Origin of the sequence: Pseudomonas sp. 30_B, from assembly GCF_017491605.1 — a bacterium.
Taxonomy (GTDB): Bacteria; Pseudomonadota; Gammaproteobacteria; order Pseudomonadales; family Pseudomonadaceae; genus Pseudomonas.
Map to the genome: position 1 here is coordinate 1 of NZ_JAFGYY010000165.1, position 524 is coordinate 524.

Genomic DNA, 524 nt, shown 5'->3' on the forward strand with positions numbered 1-524 from the left:
GCGCCGATCCAAGAAATAGTCGGGCTCGTAAGTAAAGAATTCGGCATGATGTGTGCGAGCGGGCACGACGGCCCTGCCATGAAGGCGAGCAGTTTACGGAGGCGCAGATCGTATACGCGTTGAAGCAGGCCGAACCGGGTACGACGGTCGCGAAGGTATGCCGCAAGCTGAGAATCAGCGACGCGACGATTTACAGCCGGCGAACGAAATACGGCGGGCTGTCGCCCTCGGAGTTGCATTGGGTAAAGCCGCTTGAAGACGAGAACGCGAAGCTCGAGCGGCTCGTGGCCGACCTCTCGCTGGACAAGGCGATGCTGCGGAACGTGCCGTCAAAGAGCTCTGAAACCGTCTCGGCGCCGTGAGCTGGTGGCGGACTGGGTGCAACGTTTCGGTGCAAGCCAGCGGCAGACCTGCACGTTGTCGCGGTTCTCCCGCACGGTCTACCGTTACGAGTCGATCGCTCGGGATCAAAGCGCGCTGGAGATGAGCATCAAGGAGATCGCGAAAGTGCGGATGCATTACGG

Annotated in this window: 1 pseudogene; it reads left to right on the forward strand. The window is 60.7% G+C overall.

The annotated features are described in order from the left end of the window. Positions 1-50 precede the first annotated feature (50 nt). A pseudogene (locus J5M67_RS27745) lies at positions 51-524 on the forward strand (transposase); the annotation flags it as partial.